Consider the following 14,823-nt stretch of genomic DNA (forward strand, 5'->3'; position numbering starts at 1 on the left):
GGGACCGCCCGGGGTACCTGGTCCCGGAGGTTCCCGGGGTCAGGGCGCCGCGACGCCCCGCCACCCGGACACCGGAAGGGCGAACTTCGCGACGAGGCGGTCGGTGAAGGAGGCGTGGTGGAGGCGGGCGAGCCGGACCGGCACCGCGCCGCGCCGGACCTCGACCCGCGCGCCCGGGCGGAGCTCGGCGGTCCGCCGCCCGTCGCACCACAGGACCCCGTGCTGGGACTGCGGCTGGACCTCCACCGCGAGCACGGACCGCGGCGAGGTGACCAGTGGCCGGGCGAAGAGCGCGTGCGCGCTGATCGGCACCATGAGCAGCGCCTCGACCTCGGGCCAGACCACGGGCCCGCCGGCGGAGAACGCGTACGCGGTGGAGCCGGTCGGGGTCGCGCACACCACGCCGTCGCCGCCGAACCCGGAGACCGGGCGGCCGTCGACCTCGGTGACGACCTCCAGCAGGCGCTCGCGCGACGCCTTCTCGACCGACGCCTCGTTGAGCGCCCAGTCGGTGTGCACGATGCGGCCGTCGTTGCGGACCAGCACGTCGAGGGTCATCCGCTCCTCGACCTCGTACTCCTTGGTGACGACGCGGTCCACGACCTTGTCGAGGTCGTCCCGCTCGGCCTCGGCGAGGAAGCCGACCCGGCCGAGGTTGACCCCGAGCATGGGCACGCCGGACGCCCGGGCGAACTCCGCGCCGCGCAGCAGGGTGCCGTCCCCGCCCAGCACGATGATCAGCTCGCAGCCCTGCACGGAACCCGGTCCGACCTCGCCGACGAGTTCGACCGCGGCCGGCAGCGGCAGGTCCGCGGCCTCGTCCTCCAGCAGCCGCACCCCGATCCCGCAGCGCAGCAGCCCGTGCACCACCCGCTCGGCACTGCGGATCGCCGACTCGCGGCCGGTGTGGGTGAGCAGGAAGACCGTACGGTGCGCGGCCGCATCCACCGCGGACACGTCGGACATCTTGGACAACTCGCTCATCGGGGCCCCTCCGCAACAGCACGGTCGACGTCGGCCGGGTCCAGCGCGGGGGCGCCGGAGCGCAGCCACAGAAAGTACTCCACGTTCCCGGACGGGCCGGGCAGCGGGCTCGCGGTGACACCGAGGGCGCCCAGCCCGAGGGCGGCTGCCTGCTCGGCCACCTTCCGGACGCTCTCGGCCCGCAGTTGGGTGCTGCGGACCACGCCGCCGCTGCCCAGCCGCTCCCGGCCCACCTCGAACTGCGGCTTCACCATCAGCACCAGGTCCGCGTCGGGCGCGGCGCACCGCACCAGGGCGGGCAGCACCAGGCCGAGCGGGATGAAGGACAGGTCGCCGACGACCAGGTCCACCGGCCTGCCGTCGACCGCCTCCAGCGTCAGTTCCCGTACGTTGGTGCGGTCCTTGACGACGACCCGCTCGTCGCTCTGGAGCGACCAGGCGAGCTGGCCGTACCCGACGTCGACGGCGACCACCTCGGCGACGCCCGCACGCAGCAGGACGTCGGTGAAGCCGCCGGTGGACGCGCCCGCGTCCAGCGCCCGGCGGCCCGCCACGACCAGGCCCCGCGGGGTGAACGCGGCGAGCGCCCCCGCGAGTTTGTGCCCGCCCCGCGACACGTAGTCGGGTTCGTCGCGGTCCTCCGCCACGACGACGGCCACGCTGGTCTCCACCTGCGTGGCCGACTTGGTCGCGGTCGCCCCCGCCACGGTCACCCGGCCGGCGGCGATCAACTGGCTCGCATGCTCCCGGGAGCGCGCGAGTTTCCGGCGCACCAGCTCAGCGTCGAGTCGGCGTCGTGCCACGTACGGTTCAGCCCCTGTTCTCGTCCAGCGCGGTCAGCGCGTTTCGCAGTCCCGCGTGCACATCCTCGTACACCTCGATGTGCGCGTCCGTAGGGAGCGCGTCAGCATCCCGCAGCCGCTCAACCACGGCGTCCACCTCAGCATTCCCCGTCGTATCGACGGTCACCCCCAGGTGCACCGGCCCCCGATCGGGTTCGGCCACGGCCGGGGGCTGCCCGGAAGGGTCCGCCGGAGGCGCGAACCCGGGCTCGGGGGCCAAGCCCGGCAGGTCGTAGCCCTCACTCATCGCCGCTGCCGGGGCCGTTCGGCCGGGTCGGCTCGGCGGCCGGGGCGGACTTCTTGGCCGGGGTCGACTTCTTGGCGGGCGCGGACTTCTGTGCGGGTGCCGAGGTCTGTGCGGGTGCGGTCTTCTGCGCGGGTGCGGTCTTCTGCGCGGATGAGGACGTCTGCGCCGTCGCCGACTTCTTGGCGGTGGCCGTCTTCTTCGGGGTCGCCTTCTTGGCCGCGGCCTTCTGCGCGGTCGCCGTCTTCTGCGCGGCAGCCGTCTTCCGCGGCGTCGCGGTCTTCTTCGGCGTCGACGCGGCCCTCTTCGCGCCGGTCGTCTTCTTGGCGGTCGTCGCCTTCTTCGCGGTGGCCGTCTTCTTGGCCGTCGCGGCCTTCTTAGGCGTCGCAGTAGTCGCCGGAGACGCCGGCGCGGGGGCGGCGGGCTTCTCGGGAGTCACGGTCGCCGGGGTCGCCTGCGCAGGTGCCGCGGACTGCGTCGGCGCGGCGGACTTCGCAGGCGTCGCGGGCGCCTTCTTCGCCGCCGCCTTCTTCGTGGGCGCCGCCTTCTTCGCGGCCGCCTTCTTCGCGGGAGCCGCGGACTTCGCCGGCGCGGCCTTCTTCGCGGTCTTCTTCGCGGTCTTCTTCGCGGTCTTCTTCGCCGTGGGCTTGCGGGTGGCGGCCGAGCCGCTCGGCGTGCCGGTCCTGCGCGGGTTGGCGACCGACTGCTGACCCGCGCTCGTGGTCTTCCTCGGCGCGGGCCGGGCGGGCGCCGCCGGCTCGGGGTCGACGCGGACGTGCTCGACCGGCGGCGGCGTCGTGGCGCCCTTCGTCCGGTCCTTCGCGCCGCCCTCGTCCGCCGCCTTGCCGGGACCCTTGGGCGGGGCCGGCTTCTCCGTGCCGGGCTCGGGCGTCTCCAGGTTCCTGATCCGGCGCTCCAGCGTCTCCAGGACCACGCCGACCTTGGTGACCTCGTCCGCGAGCCGGCCGACCCGGCCCATCGTCCTGTCGACCTCCTCCTTGACGAGGCCGACCAGCAGGTCACGGTTGGCCCGCCCGGACGCGATCAGCTCGTCGGCAAGGGTCTGCACCTCCGCCGGGATCGCCGAACCGATCCGCTGCTGGAGTGCGGCCGGGTCGATGCCGGCCTGGTCGAACAGTTCCTTCGCCGCCTCGACCGCACGGCGCCGGGTGGCCTCGGTCAGGCCGCCCGCGATCTGCAGACAGGTACGCAGCGCGTCCCGCATCGCTCACACTCCTCGCTTCGCCCTCGACGCATGTCGTGTCGCCGCACGCTGATGCATGCGGTGACGACGCTACCTCTTTCCGTCGCCGGGCCCCGATGACGGGCCCTGCGGTACCGTCATCCGGACGCACCGCACGACCGGGAGACACCGCAGCCGATGGCCACCATCGAGGAGTGCCGCAGCGCGCTCGAGACCTTGTCGGCGAATCTCGCGCAGGCGGACGACGCGGTCCGGGACGTCTCCGGGCTGGACCGCTCGGTGAGTTGCCGGATCACCGACCTGGACGTCACCTTCGTCGGCCGGCTGGCGAACGGCAGCATCCAGGACGTGGTGGCCCGGCCGGGCCCGCCCGAGGGGAAGGCGCAGATCCGGCTGGCGATGACCGGCGACGACCTGGTCCGGCTGGTCGACGGCGAGCTGAACTTCGCGAAGGCGTGGGGTTCCGGCCGGGTCAGGGTGCAGGCGAGTCTGCGGGACGTGCTGAGGCTGCGCTCGCTGCTGTAGCGGGGCCGGCCGGGTCCGCGCCGTCGGACGCCGCGTCGTCCGCCTTCGGGCCGGCGCCGGAAGCGCGCCGGGCGGCGGGCACCACCAGGGGCGTCCCGCTCTCCGGGTCGTCGATGATCCGGCAGCGCACCCCGAAGACGCGTTCCACCAGTTCGGTGGTGATGATCTCGGCGGGCGGGCCCTGCGCCTCGATCCGGCCGTCCTTCATGGCGATGAGGTGGGTGGCGTAGCGGGCCGCCTGGTTGAGGTCGTGGAGGACCGCGACGAGGGTGCGGCCGCGCTGCTCGTGCAGGTCCGCGCACAGGTCGAGGACGTCGATCTGGTGCTGGATGTCGAGGAAGGTGGTCGGCTCGTCGAGCAGCAGCAGCGGGGTCTGCTGGGCGAGGGCCATCGCGATCCACACGCGTTGCCGCTGGCCGCCGGAGAGTTCGTCGACATAGCGATCGGCGAGGGTGGCGACGCCGGTGGCGGCCATCGACTCGTCGACGATCCGCTCGTCCTCCGCGGACCACTGCCGCAGCAGGCCCTGGTGCGGGTAACGGCCGCGGGCGACCAGGCCGGATACGGTGATGCCGTCGGGGGCGACCGAACTCTGCGGGAGCAGGCCGAGCGTCCTGGCCACGGCCTTGGCCGGAAGGGCGCCGATCGCCCGGCCGTCCAGCAGCACCCGGCCCTCGGCGGGCTTCAGCAACCGCGACAGGGCACGCAGCAAGGTGGACTTGCCGCAGGCGTTGGGGCCGACGATGACGGTGAAGGAGCGGTCGGGTATCGCGACCGAGAGGTCCTCGGCGATGATCCGCTGGTCGTACCCGAGCGTGACGGACTCGGCGGCGAGGCGGGCCTCCGGTGCCGGACCCTGGGCCGATTCCTGTGGAGGGACCTGGGCCGGACCGTGGGCCTGGGCCCCCTCTGCCCGGTCACCCGCGGCACGTGTCGACTTGTCGGTACCGCGGAACATCCGGCGGAACCCCTTTCCTGGTCGTGCCGTTGACCGGCCCTGATCCTGGCCCTGGCCCTGCTTGCGCCCCGGGTCCGCCCCGCTCGGCGTCCCCGTGCCCGTCCCGCCGCTCATATCCGCCCCGCCCTGCGTTCGCTGACCAGCAGCCAGAGCAGGTAGGAGCCGCCGAGCACCCCGGTGGCGACGCCGACCGGCACCTCCCCCGAGCCGAAGGCGCGCTGGGCGGCCCAGTCGGCGGCGACCAGCAGCGCCGCGCCCATGAGGGCGGACGGGACGAGGGCGACGCCCGGCGAGCGGGTGAGGCGGCGGGCGAGTTGGGGCGCGGTGAGGGCGACGAAGGAGATCGGTCCGGCGGCGGCGGTCGCGGAGGCCGTCAGCAGGACGGCGACCAGGACCGTGACGAACCGGATCCGCTCGACGTGTACACCGAGCGCGCTGGCGGCGTCATCGCCCATCTCGGTGATCCGCAGGGCGCGTCCACTGACGAGAAGGATCGGCATCAGGACGACGGACGCGCCGAGCAGGGGCCATGCCTGCGACCAGTCCCGGCCGTCGAGCGATCCGGTGATCCACACCACGGCCCGGGCCGCGTCGACGATGTCCGCCTTGACCAGGAGATAGCTGTTGACCGCGGACAGCACCGCGGAGGCGCCGATCCCGACGAGCACCAGCCGGTAGCCGTGCACCCCGCGCTTCCAGGCCAGCAGGTAGACCGCGATCCCGGTGAGCAGGCCGCCGGCGACCGCTCCGACCGCGACCTCGTACGACGAGCCCTTGAGCAGCACGATCACGACCAGGGCGCCCGCGGCCGAGCCCTGGCCGAAGCCGATGACGTCGGGGCTGCCGAGCGGGTTGCGCGAGACGGTCTGGAAGGCGGCCCCCGCCATCCCCAGGCTCGCGCCCACCAGCAGCGCCACCACCACGCGCGGCAGCCGCAGTTGGCGGACGATGAAGTCCTGTCCGGGGTTGCCGTGCCCGGTGAGGCTGCGCAGGACGTCGGCCGGCGAGATGTGGTAGTCGCCGGTGCCGATCAGCACCACGGACACGGCCAGCGCGACGACCAGCAGGGCGACGCACACCAGCAGGGAGCGCCGGTCGACGCGTACGGACCTGCCGCCGCGGCGAAGTACGGTCCGGCTCACAGTTCGGCCATCCTTCGGCGGCGGACCAGGGCGATGAAGACGGGGCCGCCGATGACGGCGGTGACGATGCCGACCTGCAGTTCGGCGGGCCGGGTGACGACGCGTCCGATGATGTCGGAACCGAGCAGCAGCACGGGCGACAGCACCGCGGCGTAGGGGAGGATCCAGCGCATGTCGGGTCCGGTGATGCCGCGCACGACGTGCGGGACCATCAGGCCGACGAAGACGATCGGCCCGCACGCGGCGGTGGCCGCGCCGCACAGCAGGGTGATCGCGGCCATCACCATGACGCGGGTGCGGGTCAGTTTGGCGCCCAGACCGCGGGCGGTGTCGTCGCCGAGCGCGACCGCGTTCAGCGGCCGGGCCGCGGCGAGGGCGAGCAGCGCGCCGGCCGCGAGGAAAGGGGCGATGTCCCGGACGGTGGCCATGTCCGCGGAGGCGAGCGAGCCGACCTGCCAGAAGCGCATCCGGTCCAGCGCGACCTTGTCGGTGAGTTCGACCGCGGTGGTCCAGCCCTGCAGCAGCGCGGTGATCGCGGTGCCGGCGAGCGCGAGACGGACCGGGGTCGCGGAGCGGCTGCCGCCGATGGCGTAGACGAGCACGGACACGACGGCGGCGCCGGCCAGCGCGAACCAGACGTACCCGGTGGTCGAGGTGACGCCGAGGAAGCTGATCCCGGAGACGACGGCCGCGGCGGCCCCCGCGTTGACGCCGAGCAGTCCCGGGTCGGCGAGCGGGTTGCGGGTCAGCGCCTGCATCGCCGCGCCGGCCACGCCGAGGGCCGCGCCGACCATCAGCCCGAGCACGGTGCGGGGCAGTCGCAACTGGCGGACCACCACGTCGTCGTCGGTGCCGGAGTAGTGGAACAGGCCGTGCCAGACCTGGTCGACGGGGATGTTCCTGGCGCCGATCGCGACGCTCGCCACCACCACGAGGGCGAGCAGCCCGACGGCCAGCAGCAGGCCGGTGGCCCGGCGCGCGTTGGCACCGGAGACGCTGCCGCGCGGTGGGGCCGTCGGGGGCCCGGTATCCGCCTCAGGCGGGGAGTGACGGTCGACCAGCACGGGAGTTAGGTTAGCCTACCCTCGCCAGGTACCTTCGAGCAGAGCGGTAGCCGTCATGCATTCGTCCCGTTTCGCAACACCGTCCGGAATGTCGCGCCGAGGTGTCCTCGCCGCCGGCGGATCGGTCGGCCTCGGCGCGCTGCTGGCGGCGTGCGGCGGCTCGTCCGGGTCGTCCGACTCCGGCGCGGACGGCAAAGCCTCCGGCAGCGCGACCCCGTCCGGCCCGTTCACCTTCACCGACGACCGCAAGAAGACCGTGAAGGCCGACCACATCCCGGGCCACCTCGTCGCCTACATCGGTTCCGCGGCCGCCCTGCACGACTACGGTGTCGAGTGCACCGGCGTGTTCGGCCCCACCACCCTCAAGGACGGCTCCGCCGACCCGATGGCCGGCGACATCGACGTCAGCAAGGTCACCGTGATCGGCAACACCTGGGGCGAGTTCAACATCGAGAAGTACGCTGCCCTCAGCCCCGGCCTGCTGATCAGCCACATGTACGAGGCGCCGACGCTCTGGTACGTCCCCGACGAGAGCTCCAAGAAGATCCTCGCCCTCGCGCCCAGTGTCGGCATCAACGTCGCCGGCGTCCCGATCACCACCCCGCTCCAGCGCTACGCCGAACTCGCCCGGGCCCTCGGCGCGGACCTCACCTCGGGCACCAACGCCGCCCAGAAGACCCGCTTCGAGCAGTCGTCGGCGAAGCTGCGCGCCGCCGCCAAGGCGCATCCGGGCATCACGGTGATGGCCGCCTCCGCCAGCACCGACTCCTTCTACGTCTCCACCCCGCCCTCCGCCTCCGACCTGAGCTACTACAAGAGCCTCGGCGTGGACTTCATCATGCCGAACAACGTCAAGGGCGGCTTCTTCGAGACGCTGAGCTGGGAGAACGCCGACAAGTACACGGCGGACGTCATCATGCTCGACAGCCGGACCGCGACCCTCCAGCCCAAGGACCTGACCGGCAAGCCCACATGGGGCCGGCTCCCCGCGGTCAAGGCCGACCAGGTGGTGCCCTGGCCGAGCGAGCCGATCTTCTCCTACGCCAAGTGCGCCGACCGGATCGACGCCCTGACCAAGGCCATCACCTCCGCGAAGAAGGTGAGCTGACACCGTGTCGGACCTGCCGTACCGCTTCTTCCACCCGCGCGTGGTGCGCACCCAGGCCCTCTCGCCGACGCTGCTGCGCGTGGTACTCGGCGGCGCCGACCTTTCCCGGGTCGTCAGCGGCGGCCGGGACCAGCGCTTCAAGCTGTTCCTCCCGCACCCCGGCCAGGCCGGTCCCGTGCTGCCCGACGTCCTCGACGCCGACTGGTACCCCCGCTGGCGCGCGCTCGACCCCGGCGTACGCGGGATCATGCGCACCTACACCATCAGCGCGGTACGCCAGGACCCACCCGAGTTCGACATCGACTTCGCGCTGCACGGTGACCTCGGCCCCGCCTCCCGCTGGGCCACGCGGGCCCGTCCCGGCGACGAGGTCGCGATCCTCGCGCCGGTCACCGAGGACAACGGCGGCGTCGACTTCCGCCCGCCGGCCGGCACCGACTGGGTGCTGCTCGCCGCGGACGCCACCGCGCTGCCCGCGGTGGCGAACATCCTCGCCACCCTCCCCGCCGACCTGCCGGTGCGTGCCTTCGTCGAGGTCGGCCACCCCGACGACCGCATCCTGATGCCCACCAAGGCCGACGCCGAGATCACCTGGCTGGTCCGCACCGGCCGCGACCGCACCACCGCCCTGGTCGACGCGATCACCGCCACCCCGGTCCCCGAAGGCGCCTCCCCCTACGCCTGGTTGGCCGGCGAGTCCGGCTGCGTCCGGGCGCTGCGGCGCCACCTGGTCGCCCAGTGCGGGCTGGACCGCGGAGCCGTCTGCTTCACCGGCTACTGGCGCCAGGGCCGCACCGAGGACGACCTGCTCACCGAGGCGGTCGCGGCGGCGGAGAAGGTGTCCGCGGCCGCGAGTTGAGCCGCACCGGCTCCCCGGAGCCGGAGAGCGCCAGTGGCTCCGGGCTACAGGCCAAGGCGTTCGACCGCCTTGGCCACGTCCAGATCGCCGCTTCCCGCACCCGCCCGGGTCCAGGCCGCGCCGCACAACGCGCGCAACCCGTCGAGGGGTTCGCCCTCGCCCTCGATCGCGAGGGCGCCCCCCGACACGGACGCGGTCCACCCCCCACAGGCCGCCGCGCCCTCCCCCGCCACCTCGACGGGCGGCTGCGCCGCGAGCAGGTCCCGCAGGTCGCGGCCGACATACGTGGGGCGGTGCTCCGGCGGAGCCGCCAGCAAGGCCGCGGGATCGGTGACCCCGGTCAGCACCAGCAGCGAGTCGACCCCGCCGGCGAACGCCCCCTCGATGTCGGTGTCCAGCCGGTCCCCCACCACCAGCGGCCGCCGCGCGCCCGTACGCAGCACCGTCTCCCGGTGCATCGGCGGCAGCGGCTTCCCCGCGACCTGCGGGGACCCGCCCGTCGCGAAGCGCACCGCCTGCACCGCGGCACCGTTGCCCGGCGCGATCCCCCGGCCGCTGGGAATCGTCAGGTCGGTGTTCGACGCGAACCACGGCACCCCGCGGTTCACCGCGTAGGCCATCTCCGCGAGTTGGGCCCAGCGCAGGTCGGGGCCGTATCCCTGCACCGCCGCCGCCGGCGCGTCGTCCGCGGAGTCGACCGGTACCAGGCCGCGCTCCCGCAGCGCCGCCATCAGCCCCTCACCGCCCACCGCCAGCACCTTCGAACCGGCCGGCACCTGCTCGGCGATCAGCCGGGCCACCGCCTGCGCCGAGGTGATCACGTCCGTCGGGTCCGCCGGCACCCCCAGCCGGGTCAGGTGCTCGGCGACCGCGTCCGGCGTGCGCGAGGCGTTGTTGGTGACGTAGGCGAGGTGCATGCCCTGCTCCCGCGCCGTGCCGAGGGACTCCACCGCGTGCGCGATCGCCTCCCCGCCCGCGTAGACGACGCCGTCGAGGTCGAGGAGGGCGGTGTCGTAGGCGGTGTCCAGCGGCTCTTCGCTGCCGTGCGGGCTGGTGCGGTGCGTCATGGCGGGGCGGGCTCCTCGTGTGTGGCCGACCCGTCGATCATCCCCCATGCCCGGAGGCCGTCGTAGCATGCGCGGATGACCGACACCGATCAGGACCACCCGCGGGGCCCTCACCTGGCGCCTTTCCGCGGGCTGCGCTTCGTACGGGAGCACGTCGGCAGCCTCGCCGCCGTCACCTCGCCGCCGTACGACGTCGTGGTACGCCCCGACGGACAGCGCCACCTGGAGACGGCCGACCCGTACAACGTGGTCCGGCTGATCCTCCCGGACGCCGCCACCCCGGACGCCCGGCACCGCAAGGCCGCCCGCACCCTGACGGCCTGGCTCGACCAGGGTGTCCTCGCCCCCGACCCGGCCCCCGCCCTCTACGTCTACGAGCAGTCCGACGGCGACCACCTCCAGCGCGGGGTGATCGGCGCCCTGCGGCTGAGCGGCCCCGAGGAGGGCTCCGTACTGCCGCACGAGGACGTCATGCCGGGACCGGTCGCCGACCGCGCCGCCCTGATGCGCGCGACCGGCGCCAACCTCGAACCCCTGCTGCTCGCCTACCGCGACGGCCCCGCCACCGCCGACGTCGTGGCCCGCACCGCCGCCACCGCGAAGCCGCTGCTCGCCACGACCACGGAGGACGGCGTACGGCACCGGCTGTGGGCCCTCACCGATCCCGCCGACCTCACTGCGATCGACGCCGAACTGGCCGGCCTGCAGGCCCTCATCGCCGACGGCCACCACCGCTGGGCCACCTACCGCCGGCTCCAGGCCGACCATCCGCCCGGCAGCGGCTGGGACTACGGCCTCGTGCTGCTGGTGGACACCGCCCGCTACCCGCTGCGGGTGCGCGCCATCCACCGCCTGCTCCCCCAACTCACGCCCGCCGCCGCGCTGGAGGCAGCCGGCGAGGTCTTCCGGGTACGGCCGCTGGTCGACGTCGACCTCGAAGGCGCGCTCGACGCGCTCGCGAAGGCGAGCGCGGCAGCGGGATCGGATGCGGGTGCCGATCCGGGCGCCGGCCCGGCCCGGGGCAACGCCTTCCTGCTGGCGGGCGACGGCTTCCACCTGCTGGACCGCCCGGACCCCGCCCGGCTGCGGGAGGCCGTGCCGGACGACCGGCCCGCGGCCTGGCGGCAGTTGGACGCCACCGTCCTGCACAGCCTGCTGCTCGACCGCGTCTGGCGGGTGCCGGACTCCCCCGATCACATCCGCTACATCCACGAGGCCGACGCGGCGGTCCACCTCGCCCGCCAACTGGGCGGCACCGCGGTGCTCATGCACCCGGTACGCGAGCACATCGTCCTCGACCTGGCCCGGCAGGGCGTGATGATGCCCCGCAAGTCCACCTCCTTCGGGCCGAAGCCGGCCAGCGGACTGGTGATGCGGAGCGTGGACCTGGGCTGAGGCGGACGTTTCGAGCCCTGGACACCTGGACGCCTGGACCCGGGGAACGGAAAGGGCGGCACCCGCGCTGTCGCGGATGCCGCCCCTCTCCTCCGGGTGCTGCCCGGTGCCCGGTCACACCGGCCGGTCAGTCGTCCTCGCGCTCCGGGTGCTCCGGGGCGCGGAACGGGGAGTCGAGGAAGGACGAGGGCACGGACGATTCGCCGTCCTCCTCGTCGTCGGCGTCCTTCGCGTCGTCGGCGTTGTCGGCGTCCTTCGCGTCGTCCGCGTCCTCGGCGTCGTCCTCGTCCTCGGCGTCGTCCGCGTCGTCCGCGTCGTCCGCGTCGTCCGCACCCTCGGCGTCGTCCGCATCCTCGGCGTCATCCGCATCCTCGGGTGCGTCGGACGGGACGCTCGTGCCGGCCGAGTCGGAGCTGTCGTCCTCGTCCTCGTCCTCGTCGGTGTCCTCGTCGACCAGGACCTCGTCGGTCAGGCCGTCGTCGATCACTTCGACCGCGACGTCGTCGTGCGCCGCCTTCTCGACGCTCTCGTCGTCCTCCTCCTCGCCGTCGAAAGCGTCCACGAACGCGACGCCGTCGAGCTGGGCGAGCCGGTCGGACGCGTCGGTGGTGCCGTTGTGGTCGGCCTCCACCGCCTTGGCGAACCACTCCCGGGCCTCGGACTCGCGACCGACCGCGAGCAGCGCGTCCGCGTAGGCGTAGCGCAGCCGTGCCGTCCACGGGTGGATGGCGTTGGCCGCCAGCTCGGAACTCTGGAGGGTGACCACGGCCGCCTCGGCCTGCCCGAGGTCCTGCCGGGCGCCGGCCGCGACCAGCCGCATCTCGACCTGTCCGGCCTTGTCCAGCTTATGCACCTCCGGCGCACCGGCCATCTCCAGCGCCCGCTCCGGCCGCCCGAGACCGCGCTCGCAGTCGGCCATCACCGGCCACAGGTCGACGGTGCCGGTCATCCGCCGGGTGGTGCGGAACTCCGCCAGCGCCTCGGCGTACCGCTCGGTGGCGTACGACGCGAAGCCGGCGGCCTCGCGCACCGCGGCGACGCGGGAGGCGAGCCGCAGCGCGACCCGGGAGTAGGCGTAGGCCCGCTCCGGGTCCTCGTCGAGGAGCTGCGCGACCATGACCAGGTTGCGCGCCACGTCCTCCGCGAGCGTCTTGGGCAGGCTCATCAGCTCCTGCCGCACGCTCGGGTCGATCTCCTGGCCGGTCACGTCGTCCGGGATCGGCAGCCGCCGGATCGGTTCCCGGTCGTCCCTGCGGTCGTCGTGGCCGCCGCGGCTCTCGAACCTGCCGCGGCCCTGCACCACCGGGCGCCGGCCGCTGCCGCGCTCCCGGTCACCGTCCCGGCGCGGACCGGGCGGACGGTCGTCCCGCCTGTCGTCACGACGGTCGTCACGCGGGCGGTCATCACGGCGGAAGCCACCACCCCCGGCGGGACGGTCATCACGCCGCGGACCGCGCGGGCGGTCGTCCCTACGGTCATCACGCGGCCGGTCCGAACGGTCGTCACGACGGAACCCGCCGGGACGGTCGTCGCGAGGACGCTCGTCCCGGCGGTCGTAGCGCGGGCGGTCATCACGCGGGCGGTCGTCCCGACGGAAACCGGAGCCGCCACCGGGACGATCGTCACGGGGACGGTCGTAGCGCGGCCGGTCCGACCGGTCATCGCGACGGAAACCGCCACGGTCGTCATCGCGGCGCGGACCACGGGGACGGTCGTCACGGCGGTCGTCGCGGCGGAAACCACCACGGTCGTCGTCACGGCGCGGACGGTCGTCACGCGGGCGGTCATCACGCGGGCGGTCGTCCCGACGGAAACCGGAGCCGCCACCGGGACGATCGTCACGGGGACGGTCGTAGCGCGGCCGGTCCGACCGGTCATCGCGACGGAAACCGCCACGGTCGTCATCGCGGCGCGGACCACGGGGACGGTCGTCACGGCGGTCGTCGCGGCGGAAACCACCACGGTCGTCGTCACGGCGCGGACGGTCGTCACGCGGGCGGTCATCACGCGGGCGGTCGTCCCGACGGAAACCGGAGCCGCCACCGGGACGATCGTCACGGGGACGGTCGTAGCGCGGCCGGTCCGACCGGTCGTCACGGCGGAAGCCACCACCGGAACCGCCGGAACGGTCGTCACGACGGAACCCACCACCGGAACCGCCACCGGGACGGTCATCGCGACGGAACCCACCACCGGAACCGCCACCGGGACGGTCGTCACGGCGGAAGCCGCCACCCCCGGCAGGACGGTCATCACGACGCGGACCGCGCGGGCGGTCGTCCCGACGGTCATCACGCGGGCGGTCATCACGGCGGAAGCCACCACCGGAACCGCCGGAACGGTCATCGCGACGGAACCCACCACCGGAACCGCCACCGGGACGGTCGTCACGGCGGAAGCCGCCACCCCCGGCAGGACGGTCATCACGACGCGGACCGCGGGGGCGGTCATCACGCGGGCGGTCATCACGGCGGAAGCCACCACCGGAACCGCCGGAACGGTCGTCGCGGGGGCGGTCATAACGAGGACGGTCGTCGCGGGAACGGTCATCCCTGCGGTCGTCCCGACGGTTGCCGGCGCCACCGCGGTGGTCATCACGGCGCGCGCCACCGGGACGGTCGTCACGCCGATCCTCGCGGCGGTGATCGCCGCGCTCGGGCCTGTCTTCGGGCGAGTTGGACATCGACGTGACTCCTGTCGGATCAGTACTGCAGTAGTTCAATTCTCCCGTAGTGGCCGGGAGAACGCGCTTCGAGCTTCGAGCACAACAAAAAAGGACCCCTGGTCCCAGCGCTCAGGCCAGGACCAAGGGTCCAGAAAGATTGTTCGGCGGTGTCCTACTCTCCCACAGGGTCCCCCCTGCAGTACCATCGGCGCTGAAAGGCTTAGCTTCCGGGTTCGGAATGTAACCGGGCGTTTCCCTAACGCTATGACCACCGAAACACCATCGGGTCATCCCGCGTGAACGGGATATCGACAGAGTCCGAGCGAACAAGCACACTTTTCAGTTGAGTGTTCACCGGATGCGACTGTTCGCAACCCGGGAACCAAACAGTGGACGCGAGCATATATGGACAAGCCCTCGGCCTATTAGTACCGGTCAGCTCCACCCCTCACGAGGCTTCCACATCCGGCCTATCAACCCAGTCGTCTACTGGGAGCCTTACCCCATCAAGTGGGTGGGAGCCCTCATCTCGAAGCAGGCTTCCCGCTTAGATGCTTTCAGCGGTTATCCCTCCCGAACGTAGCCAACCAGCCATGCCCTTGGCAGGACAACTGGCACACCAGAGGTTCGTCCGTCCCGGTCCTCTCGTACTAGGGACAGCCCTTCTCAAGACTCCAACGCGCGCAGCGGATAGGGACCGAACTGTCTCACGACGTTCTAAACCCAGCTCGCGTACCGCTTTAATGGGCGAACAGCCCAACCCTTG

13 protein-coding genes, 2 rRNA genes and 1 pseudogene are annotated in these 14,823 nt (G+C 73.0%); 4 read left to right on the forward strand and 12 right to left on the reverse strand.

Features of this window, described 5'->3' with window-relative positions; translation table 11 throughout:
* Positions 1 to 39: 39 nt before the first annotated feature.
* From C4U44_RS17335 to C4U44_RS41935, 4 genes are all read right to left on the reverse strand, one after another.
* A complete protein-coding gene (locus C4U44_RS17335; RefSeq protein ID WP_235032146.1) occupies positions 40 to 984 on the reverse strand; it encodes an NAD kinase in 945 nt (314 codons plus the stop codon).
* Complete coding sequence (locus tag C4U44_RS17340) at positions 981 to 1,787, reverse strand: TlyA family RNA methyltransferase (protein WP_103886689.1); 807 nt, start codon at positions 1,785 to 1,787, stop codon at positions 981 to 983. Before C4U44_RS17340 ends, C4U44_RS17335 begins: the two co-directional genes overlap by 4 nt.
* A 7-nt stretch (positions 1,788 to 1,794) precedes the next feature.
* Entirely contained in the window at positions 1,795 to 1,923 is a 129-nt protein-coding gene (locus tag C4U44_RS43620) for a hypothetical protein (RefSeq protein ID WP_407642846.1), read from the reverse strand.
* 142 nt (positions 1,924 to 2,065) lie between these two features.
* A complete protein-coding gene (locus C4U44_RS41935) occupies positions 2,066 to 3,295 on the reverse strand; it encodes a hypothetical protein (protein ID WP_200823283.1) in 1,230 nt (409 codons plus the stop codon).
* 156 nt (positions 3,296 to 3,451) lie between these two features.
* Between C4U44_RS41935 and C4U44_RS17355 the strand changes: the two genes are divergently transcribed.
* Positions 3,452 to 3,799 (forward strand): SCP2 sterol-binding domain-containing protein, encoded by a 348-nt coding sequence (locus tag C4U44_RS17355; RefSeq protein WP_103886691.1) that lies wholly within the window; start codon positions 3,452 to 3,454, stop codon positions 3,797 to 3,799.
* On the opposite strand, the gene C4U44_RS17360 is transcribed toward C4U44_RS17355, so the two are convergent.
* From C4U44_RS17360 to C4U44_RS17370, 3 genes are all read right to left on the reverse strand, one after another.
* Positions 3,747 to 4,757 (reverse strand): ABC transporter ATP-binding protein, encoded by a 1,011-nt coding sequence (locus C4U44_RS17360; RefSeq protein WP_103886692.1) that lies wholly within the window; start codon positions 4,755 to 4,757, stop codon positions 3,747 to 3,749. The two genes, C4U44_RS17355 and C4U44_RS17360, sit on opposite strands and share 53 nt — an antisense overlap.
* A gap of 110 nt (positions 4,758 to 4,867) precedes the next feature.
* On the reverse strand, positions 4,868 to 5,899 hold the full coding sequence (locus C4U44_RS17365) for a FecCD family ABC transporter permease (RefSeq protein ID WP_103886693.1): 1,032 nt from the start codon (positions 5,897 to 5,899) through the stop codon (positions 4,868 to 4,870).
* The gene (locus C4U44_RS17370) at positions 5,896 to 6,960 is read right to left on the reverse strand and encodes a FecCD family ABC transporter permease (protein ID WP_407642849.1); all 1,065 of its coding nucleotides are present in this window, start codon (positions 6,958 to 6,960) and stop codon (positions 5,896 to 5,898) included. Before C4U44_RS17370 ends, C4U44_RS17365 begins: the two co-directional genes overlap by 4 nt.
* A gap of 91 nt (positions 6,961 to 7,051) precedes the next feature.
* Here C4U44_RS17370 and C4U44_RS17375 point away from each other — a divergent pair, with 91 nt between their 5' ends.
* Positions 7,052 to 8,071, forward strand: coding sequence for an ABC transporter substrate-binding protein (locus C4U44_RS17375; RefSeq protein ID WP_322973634.1), 1,020 nt, complete (start codon positions 7,052 to 7,054; stop codon positions 8,069 to 8,071).
* A gap of 4 nt (positions 8,072 to 8,075) precedes the next feature.
* Positions 8,076 to 8,930, forward strand: a complete 855-nt coding sequence (locus C4U44_RS17380) for a siderophore-interacting protein (RefSeq protein WP_103886696.1) — start codon at positions 8,076 to 8,078, stop codon at positions 8,928 to 8,930.
* Positions 8,931 to 8,974: 44 nt separating this feature from the next.
* Here C4U44_RS17380 and C4U44_RS17385 read toward each other — a convergent pair whose 3' ends face one another.
* Positions 8,975 to 9,997, reverse strand: coding sequence for an HAD-IIA family hydrolase (locus C4U44_RS17385; protein ID WP_103886697.1), 1,023 nt, complete (start codon positions 9,995 to 9,997; stop codon positions 8,975 to 8,977).
* 75 nt (positions 9,998 to 10,072) lie between these two features.
* On the opposite strand from C4U44_RS17385, the gene C4U44_RS17390 reads away from it, so the two are divergent.
* Entirely contained in the window at positions 10,073 to 11,392 is a 1,320-nt protein-coding gene (locus C4U44_RS17390; RefSeq protein WP_103886698.1) for a DUF1015 domain-containing protein, read from the forward strand.
* A 525-nt stretch (positions 11,393 to 11,917) separates the two neighbouring features.
* On the opposite strand, the pseudogene C4U44_RS17395 reads toward C4U44_RS17390, so the two are convergent.
* From C4U44_RS17395 to C4U44_RS17410, 4 genes and pseudogenes are all read right to left on the reverse strand, one after another.
* Positions 11,918 to 12,572: pseudogene (locus tag C4U44_RS17395) on the reverse strand (hypothetical protein); the annotation flags it as partial.
* A gap of 23 nt (positions 12,573 to 12,595) precedes the next feature.
* Positions 12,596 to 14,017 carry a hypothetical protein gene (locus C4U44_RS43265; RefSeq protein WP_103886699.1) on the reverse strand — a complete coding sequence of 474 codons (1,422 nt, stop codon included), beginning with the start codon at positions 14,015 to 14,017 and terminating at the stop codon, positions 12,596 to 12,598.
* 199 nt (positions 14,018 to 14,216) lie between these two features.
* Positions 14,217 to 14,333, reverse strand: a 5S ribosomal RNA gene (gene rrf, locus C4U44_RS17405).
* Positions 14,334 to 14,462: 129 nt separating this feature from the next.
* Positions 14,463 to 14,823, reverse strand: a 23S ribosomal RNA gene (locus tag C4U44_RS17410); the annotation flags it as partial.

The organism is Actinacidiphila yanglinensis, assembly GCF_900107965.1.
GTDB classification, from domain to species: Bacteria; Actinomycetota; Actinomycetes; order Streptomycetales; family Streptomycetaceae; genus Actinacidiphila; species Actinacidiphila yanglinensis.